Origin of the sequence: Mesorhizobium sp. M0410 (assembly GCF_040321435.1) — a bacterium.
Lineage (GTDB): Bacteria > Pseudomonadota > Alphaproteobacteria > Rhizobiales > Rhizobiaceae > Mesorhizobium.
Genome location: NZ_JAMYRN010000004.1, coordinates 376606 through 384046 on the forward strand (window position 1 = coordinate 376606; position 7441 = coordinate 384046).

Annotated in this window: 9 protein-coding genes and 2 tRNA genes; 6 read left to right on the plus strand and 5 right to left on the minus strand. The window is 61.8% G+C overall.

The annotated features are described in order from the left end of the window. The first annotated feature begins 20 nt into the window (after positions 1-20). Positions 21-812: a hydroxypyruvate isomerase gene (gene hyi / locus NKI63_RS07955; RefSeq protein ID WP_352509818.1), complete on the plus strand. Its 792-nt coding sequence runs from the start codon at positions 21-23 to the stop codon at positions 810-812. After that, complete coding sequence (locus tag NKI63_RS07960; protein WP_352689938.1) at positions 809-1741, plus strand: 2-hydroxy-3-oxopropionate reductase; 933 nt, start codon at positions 809-811, stop codon at positions 1739-1741. The genes hyi and NKI63_RS07960 overlap by 4 nt, the downstream gene beginning before the upstream one ends. Before the next feature lie 123 nt (positions 1742-1864). Here the strand turns inward: NKI63_RS07960 and NKI63_RS07965 are convergent, their stop codons facing one another. Next, complete coding sequence (locus NKI63_RS07965; protein ID WP_352689935.1) at positions 1865-2716, minus strand: TrmH family RNA methyltransferase; 852 nt, start codon at positions 2714-2716, stop codon at positions 1865-1867. A 202-nt stretch (positions 2717-2918) separates the two neighbouring features. Between NKI63_RS07965 and NKI63_RS07970 the strand changes: the two genes are divergently transcribed. Both NKI63_RS07970 and NKI63_RS07975 read left to right on the plus strand, forming a co-directional pair. Then, a tRNA-Tyr gene (locus NKI63_RS07970) sits at positions 2919-3003 on the plus strand. A gap of 67 nt (positions 3004-3070) precedes the next feature. Beyond that, positions 3071-3144, plus strand: a tRNA-Gly gene (locus NKI63_RS07975). Between the two features lie 165 nt (positions 3145-3309). Here NKI63_RS07975 and NKI63_RS07980 read toward each other — a convergent pair. Next, positions 3310-3777 carry a YidB family protein gene (locus NKI63_RS07980; RefSeq protein WP_023680430.1) on the minus strand — a complete coding sequence of 156 codons (468 nt, stop codon included), beginning with the start codon at positions 3775-3777 and terminating at the stop codon, positions 3310-3312. 159 nt (positions 3778-3936) lie between these two features. Here NKI63_RS07980 and NKI63_RS07985 point away from each other — a divergent pair, with 159 nt between their 5' ends. After that, on the plus strand, positions 3937-4194 hold the full coding sequence (locus NKI63_RS07985) for a GlsB/YeaQ/YmgE family stress response membrane protein (RefSeq protein ID WP_023680431.1): 258 nt from the start codon (positions 3937-3939) through the stop codon (positions 4192-4194). Positions 4195-4239: 45 nt separating this feature from the next. Here the strand turns inward: NKI63_RS07985 and NKI63_RS07990 are convergent, their stop codons facing one another. The 3 genes from NKI63_RS07990 to NKI63_RS08000 form a co-directional block, all read right to left on the minus strand. Continuing rightward, entirely contained in the window at positions 4240-4899 is a 660-nt protein-coding gene (locus tag NKI63_RS07990) for an N-acetylmuramoyl-L-alanine amidase (protein ID WP_031213130.1), read from the minus strand. 105 nt (positions 4900-5004) lie between these two features. Next, on the minus strand, positions 5005-5454 hold the full coding sequence (locus NKI63_RS07995; RefSeq protein WP_352702318.1) for a GFA family protein: 450 nt from the start codon (positions 5452-5454) through the stop codon (positions 5005-5007). 33 nt (positions 5455-5487) lie between these two features. After that, positions 5488-6375 carry a DMT family transporter gene (locus NKI63_RS08000; RefSeq protein WP_352820963.1) on the minus strand — a complete coding sequence of 296 codons (888 nt, stop codon included), beginning with the start codon at positions 6373-6375 and terminating at the stop codon, positions 5488-5490. 272 nt (positions 6376-6647) lie between these two features. Here NKI63_RS08000 and NKI63_RS08005 point away from each other — a divergent pair. Further along, positions 6648-7441: elongation factor Tu (locus NKI63_RS08005; RefSeq protein ID WP_352820966.1), on the plus strand; the 794-nt coding region annotated here is incomplete at its 3' end.

A 7441-nucleotide genomic window follows, 5' to 3' on the forward strand; every position in this document is an offset into this window, starting at 1 on the left:
GCATATGAGGAACTACTGCCATGCCACGGTTTTCAGCCAATCTTTCGATGCTCTTTGGCGAGCATGACTTTCTCGACCGCTTCGATGCCGCTGCCCGCGCGGGCTTCAAGGGCGTCGAGTATATCGGTCCCTATGACCATGCGCCGGATGTCGTCGCGGCCAGGTTGAAGAAGAACGGGTTGACGCAGGTCCTGTTCAACCTGCCTGCCGGCGACTGGGCCAAGGGCGAGCGCGGCATTGCGATCCTGCCGGACCGCATCCCGGAGTTCCGGCAAGGCATTGCCAAGGTCGTCACCTATGCGCACGCGCTCGGCTGCGAGCAGGTCAATTGCCTCGCCGGCATCGCGCCGCAGGGCGTCGATCGCTCCGTGCTGGAAGACGTGTTTGCCGAAAACCTGGCTTTCGCGGCGGAAAAGCTGGAGCAGGCCGGCATCAGGCTGCTGATCGAGCCGATCAACACCCGCGACATTCCGGGCTTCTTCCTGAATTACTCGGATCAGGCCCTGGCGCTGATCGACCGCGTCGGCTCGAAGAACCTGTTCCTTCAATACGACATCTATCACATGCAGATCATGGAGGGGGATCTCGCCCGTACCATCGAGGCAAACCTCGACCGCATCGCGCATATCCAGCTTGCGGACAATCCCGGCCGTCATGAGCCGGGGACGGGCGAGATCAATTTTCCCTTCCTGTACAGCCACATCGACCGCATCGGCTATTCCGGTTGGGTTGGGGCGGAATACAAGCCGAAGGGCGGAACGGAAGCCGGACTGGGGTGGTTTCGGGAGTTGGCCGGGCAGGCGGCGGCATAGACGCTACGCATCGCCGCCTTAACAAGAAGCGGAGAACAACAATGGACACCATCGGCTTTATCGGCCTCGGCATCATGGGTGCGCCGATGGCGGGGCATCTGCTCGATGCGGGCTACACCGTCGTCGCCAGCAATCATCGCTCGAAGCCGCCGGCCGATCTCGTCGCCAAGGGTCTGAAGACCGTCTCTGGCCACAGCGCCGTCGCGAAAACGGCGGACATTGTCATCACCATGGTTCCCGACACGCCGCAGGTGGCCGATGTGCTGTTCGGCGAAAACGGCGTCGCGTCCGGGCTGACAAGAGGCAAGCTGATCATCGACATGAGCTCGATCTCGCCGATCGAGACCAAGGAATTCGCAAAAAAGATCAACGATGTCGGCTGCGACTATCTCGATGCGCCGGTGTCGGGCGGCGAGGTCGGCGCCAAGGCGGCGTCGCTGACCATCATGGTCGGCGGCGAGGAAACAGCCTTCGAACGCGCCAGGCCTATCTTCGAGAAGATAGGCAAGAACATCACTTTGGTCGGACCCAACGGCGTCGGCCAGATCACCAAGGTCGCCAATCAGATCGTCGTCGCGCTGACCATCGAGGCCGTCGCCGAAGCGCTGGTTTTTGCATCGAAAGCCGGCGCCGACCCGGCCAAGGTCAGGCAGGCGCTGCTGGGCGGGCTCGCAAACTCGCGCATCCTGGAAGTGCATGGCGAGCGTATGATCAAGCGCACTTTCGCGCCCGGCTTCCGCATCGAACTCCACCAGAAGGACCTGAATCTCGCCCTTGAAGGCGCGAAAGCGCTCGGCGTCGCCCTGCCCAACACTTCAACGACGCAGCAATTGTTCAACTCGTGCGCGGCGAATGGCGGGTCAAAGGAGGATCATTCGGCGCTGGTCAAGGCGCTGGAGCGAATGGCGGGATGTGAAGTGGGTGAATAGTGAATAGTGAATAGTGAATAGGTAGTCAGTTGCAGATAGGTGAGTAGTTGGTAGTAAATTGGTCACGACTTACGCACAGTCTCACCATTCACCATTCACCATTCACCATTCACCATTCACCATTCACTCTTTCAAAAATTTCCTCGCCGCATAAAGCGCCACCGCCGCGGCATTCGACACGTTGAGCGAGCGGATGGCGCCGGGCATGTCGAGCCGGGCCAGCGTCGTCACCGTCTCGCGCGTTTTCTGGCGCAGGCCTTTGCCCTCGGCGCCAAGTACCAACGCGATCTTTTCTCCGGCAAAGCTCGTTTCGAGCTCCGCCGGCCCGTCTGAATCCAGGCCGATCGTCTGGAATCCGGCCTCGTGCAGCTGCTCCAGCGCATCGGCGAGGTTCTTCACCTCGATCTGATCGATGTGTTCGAGCGCGCCGGAAGCCGACTTTGCCAGCACGCCGGATTCCTGCGGGCTGTGGCGCGCCGTGGTGATCAGTGCGCCGGCGCCGAAGGCGACCGCCGAGCGCAGGATCGCGCCGACATTGTGCGGATCGGTGATCTGGTCGAGCACCAGCACCAGCCTGGTGTCGCCGAGCGCATCGAGGCGTTTCGGTTTCAGCGGCTCGGCCTCGATCAGCACGCCCTGGTGCACGGCATCGGAGCCGGTGACCTTGTCGATGTCCCTTGGTTCGACCAGTTCCGCCTTGAAGGGCAAAGCGCCGAGATCGGCGATTGCCAGTCGCTCGGCAGCGTTGCGCGTCACCAGCATCTTCTTGATTTTGCGGCGCGGATTGTCGAGTGCGGCCCGCACCGTGTGCAGCCCGTAGAGCCGCACCAGCCCATCCGCCGGGTTCTCGCCGGGCGGCACCGGCTGGCGCGGCCTGAACGCTGGCGCGCCGCCGCTCTTCTCGTCGCGATGCGCGCGGCGCAGCTTGGCGTAGTGGGTGTCTTTAGGGGTCTTGGATTTGTTATCGTTGCTCATGGCCGGCTTCTATAGCCGTGTCGTCCGGTCATGGATACAGCCGCAGAAGCTGCTTGTCGGGCGAGGCGTGAGATTCAGCGCTTTTTGCCGGGCTGTTGCGGTTGACAGTTTTGGGCGCTGCCGCCATAAGGCGCTTCGCGGAAGGGCTGCTTTGGCAGCCGCGACGCGTCGATGCCTCGTTGCATGGCTCTGGCGGCAGACTGGAGAGGTGCCCGAGTGGTTAAAGGGGACGGACTGTAAATCCGTTGGCTATGCCTACGTTGGTTCAAATCCAACCCTCTCCACCACTGCCGGCCCGGAAGCCCTGAAACGCAGAGCGAGCGTCGGAGCGGATCCGATGCTTGACTGAAAGGCGCGGGTATAGCTCAGTGGTAGAGCAGCAGCCTTCCAAGCTGAATATGCGGGTTCGATTCCCGCTACCCGCTCCAGATTTCCCGCAGCCGCAGCGCACCTCGCGCACGATGCCGAAGCAGGCAGCCCCAAGCGAAGCGCTTTGCCGATAGTTCAAAGTATTCGTTGCGCGTCCAGACGGACGCGCATCTTAATCTGTGTTATCGTTGTCCCGAACCGCAGGCGGCGTTGGGCGACAGGCGTCAGCTCGCGAATTTGCTGAATATGGACGCGAGCTGGTTCTGCTGCGGCACTTGCCCGTTCGGCGTCAGCTGGTCGACAAGCCCGGGCAAGGCCGCGGACAATTGCTTGAGCAGATCCTGCTGGTTCAGGCCCGTCCTTTGCGCGATCTCCTGAATGATTTGTGGCCCGAGAGCACTGCCCAGATCGCTGGGGTTGATCGGCTGGTTCTGACCGGTACCGACCCACGAATTGGCAACGTTGCCGTGGCCGGCGTCCTTCAGTTTGTCGAGCAGGCCGCCCAGACCGCCAAGCAGTCCGCCGTCGGCGGATGCGGTTGTATCAGGCGGGACGGGGGCAGGGCTCTGCGCTGCCTCCGGCTGGGCGGAACTTCCACCGCTCAGCATTTTTCCCACCAACAGTGCGCCGAGCGCGATCATCAGCGGCTTGGCGACGTTGCCGCCGGGAACGGCATTGTCAAACAGTCCCATTGTGGATCTCCATGTCAAATTGCCCGTCCGTCTCCAACAATGACGCATCCATGGCGAATTTCAAGCCGGTTTGAGCTTTCCGTAATCATGATTTTCAAGTTGGCTTGAGCTTTGCTTAATAATGTGGAAGTAATCGGGTGCGGGGAACGGAGAGGAAAAATGTCAATATTAAGCTGGATTATTCTCGGCGTCATCGCCGGCTTCATAGGCAGCAAGATCGTCAATAAAAGCGGGCAAGGCCTTGTGCTCGACATCGTGCTCGGGATTGTCGGTGCCATCGTCGGCGGGCTCATCTTCAGCGCCTTTGGCGCGTCGGGCGTTACCGGGCTCAACATCTATAGCCTGATCGTAGCCGTGGTCGGTGCCGTGGTTGTCCTGTGGGCCTATCACCAGTTCAGCGGCAGGCGGGCTCTGTAGAAGCCGCTCGGCAATTGCGTCGGCATTCATCCGAATGCCGACCGCCTATCTGATCCTTTTGAGGATTTCGCGGATCAGCGTGTTGAGGCCGGCTTCCAGCCCTCCCACCATGATCGGCCATAATTCCTCGAGCAGTCGCTGCCATGCGGCATCGCGCCCGTTCCTCACCGGCAGATTTGGCATCGCGCCCATTGCCGCCGTCACGTCGCGGCGCAGCCGGTCGCCGCAGGCGCTTGCGCCGCTGATCGTCGGATCGAAGGGCAGCCGGGTGAAATCCCATTTTCCGCGCTGCTCGATGCCGAGATTGCTTTCGACCTCGGCGTGCGACAGCACCGTTTTGGGCGTGACCTTGATGCGGTAATATTTGCAGAGTTCGGCGACAACCGTGGTCATCGCGTCCCACTGCGCCCTGGTCATCGGATAGCGGCCGGCATCGAACGGCCTTTCCTCCGCCCCGGCCATGCAGCAGAGCGAAACCCCGATCGAGCCGCCGTTGCAGTTGAGCGTGTGCGCGGCATATCCCGGTTTTACCCGGCTCGAATTGAGCGCGATCGAAGGCCGGCCCCTGACCAGGCGGCCATTCCCCTCGACCAGTATGTGATACGCATCCCTGTCGGTATCGCCGGCCGAATGCGAGCCGGCCGTCCAATGGCAAATGACGCGCCTCATCGCAACATTGGGCAACCAGTCGGGCGGCAACGCCACAGAAATCCCCGCGACATAAGTTCAGTGACGGAGCACAGTATAGTTTCGTTGGCGGCCGACGCGAAAACGAAACGATAATTTGGTTGAGCGTTTTCTAACGGTCAGCTATTCGCCGGCATCTCCGGCGACCGCGTGTTCTCTGTATTGCGGCAGATCGTCGGTGATCGTGAACCACTTCGCCTTCGAGCCGACGAAGATGTGCTGCGTCGGGCGGATGGTCGGCTCGTCGACGAGGGTTCCCATGGCGACATGCACGAAGGCACCGTCGCGGACCACGGAATAGAGCAACGAGCCGCAAGTCCGGCAGTGCGCGTCATGGCCGGTTTCGTCGCCGAAGATCATGAGATTGTCCTCGCCCTTGGTCAGGCTCAGCCTGTCGCGTTCGATGCCGGCGAATGGCTTGAACGCCGAGCCGGTGGTGCGCCGACAGTTCGAGCAGTGGCAGTTCGCGGCATAGATGAACGCGTCCGCCACCGCGTACTGAACGGCGCCGCACAGGCACTTTCCGATAAGCCTGCGGTTGCGTGAATTCTGGTTGTCATCCGGGCTTGCCACGCGCTCCTCCTATTGTGCAGGCCGATTTCAGTTTCAAGCGACGACGGTCAACCGGCGCTTGCGCTCGTCGAGCGAGACGATGGTCAACCCGCTGGCCACCACCAGCAGGAGGCCGCAGATGGCCAGCGCATTCGGGAGCTGCCGGAAAACCACCAGGCCTGAAATCACCGCCCAGACGGTAAAGCAATAGTAGAACGGCGCCACCACGCTGGTCGGCCCGACGCGATAGGCCATGAAGATAAAGAAGTGGCCGAAGATCAGGAACAATCCGGCGCCGCCCATCAGCAGCAGGTGACGGATTTCAGGCACCACCCACTGCTCGGAAACCAGATGCGCAACGCCGGCGCCGGTTAGCACCACAATCACCGCGGAAATAGCGACGATCATCCCCGGCACGTCGGCGGCGACCTTGCGTCCGGCCAGATCGCGCGCCGCGGACAGGGCGGCATTGCCTAGCGCCAGCAGGGCGTAGACCGAAATCCCCTGCATCGTCGGTTGTGCCACCATCACTGCGCCGATAAAGCCGAGCCCGATCAGCGCTAGGCGCACCCCGCCGATCCGTTCGCCAAACAGCATCGAGGAGCCGACCAGCATCAGCAAGGGCGTGATCTGTCCGAGCGCGGTCGAATCGGCGATCTGCATGTTGGCGAGCGCCACCACGTAGCAAAGGATCGCACCCAGTTCGAGCAGGTTCCTGCGCAAAACCTTGGCGTCTAGGATCAGCGGGATCTGCTTGCCGTAGCCCAGCATGAACAGCAGCGGAATGCCCCACAATGTTGCCGCAGCGCCGCGCAGGAACAGCACCTCATAGGGCGGCAGTCCCGCGGTTGCGAGTTTCATCATCGTGTCGTTGACGATGTAGGACCCGGTCGAAACGACCATGAACAGCGGGCCTCGTATGGCAGTCGGGATGAAATGCATCGGCCCACGAAATCAGACCGGCGCCAGGGCGGCAATGGGCCAGATCCGGCTGTAAATCCGTCAAAGCCGTCAGCCGCCGCCGTAACCATTCCATTTGCCCTTGTTCGTTCCCATATCCGCGCCACATTCTCCGAAACCGGATCATGCGTTCGGGCCGGGCGAGCGCGCTCGGCGACAAGACACTTGTGTTTTTCGGCCTTAGTCGCTAATCGCCCCGCATTCGACTGAACTGAAGGTCCAGGCCGTCCCCAGGCCGTCCAAGGAAAGAGACTATGGCAAAAGGTAAATTCGAGCGCACTAAGCCTCATGTGAACATTGGCACGATTGGTCACGTCGACCATGGCAAGACGTCGCTGACGGCGGCGATCACCAAGTATTTTGGCGAATACAAGCGCTACGACCAGATCGATGCGGCGCCCGAAGAGAAGGCGCGCGGCATCACCATTTCGACGGCGCACGTCGAATACGAGACCGCCAACCGCCACTATGCCCATGTCGACTGCCCCGGCCACGCCGACTATGTGAAGAACATGATCACCGGTGCCGCGCAGATGGACGGCGCGATCCTGGTGGTGTCGGCCGCCGACGGCCCGATGCCGCAGACCCGCGAGCACATCCTGCTCGCCCGCCAGGTCGGCGTGCCCTCGATCGTGGTGTTCTTGAACAAGGTCGACCAGGTCGACGACGCCGAGCTGCTCGAGCTGGTCGAGCTCGAGGTGCGTGAGCTTCTGACCAAGAACGAGTTCCCCGGCGACGACATTCCGATCGTCAAGGGTTCGGCGCTTGCCGCACTTGAAGACAGCGACAAGAAGATCGGCGAGGACGCCATCCGCGAACTGATGGCTGCGGTCGATGCCTACATTCCGACGCCGGTTCGTCCGCTCGACAAGCCGTTCCTGATGCCGATCGAGGACGTGTTCTCGATCTCGGGCCGCGGCACGGTTGTGACCGGCCGCGTCGAGCGCGGCGTCGTCAAGGTCGGCGAGGAGCTGGAGATCGTCGGCATCCGTCCGACCACCAAGACGACCTGCACGGGCGTCGAGATGTTCCGCAAGCTGCTCGACCA

Coding starts and splice junctions, on each gene's coding strand:
- NKI63_RS07965 (WP_352689935.1), bottom strand. CDS start 2,716: ATGAGCAACGATAACAAATCCAAGACCCCTAAAGACACCCACTACGCC.
- hyi (WP_352509818.1), top strand. CDS start 21: ATGCCACGGTTTTCAGCCAATCTTTCGATGCTCTTTGGCGAGCATGAC.
- NKI63_RS07985 (WP_023680431.1), top strand. CDS start 3,937: ATGTCAATATTAAGCTGGATTATTCTCGGCGTCATCGCCGGCTTCATA.
- NKI63_RS08000 (WP_352820963.1), bottom strand. CDS start 6,375: ATGCATTTCATCCCGACTGCCATACGAGGCCCGCTGTTCATGGTCGTT.
- NKI63_RS07980 (WP_023680430.1), bottom strand. CDS start 3,777: ATGGGACTGTTTGACAATGCCGTTCCCGGCGGCAACGTCGCCAAGCCG.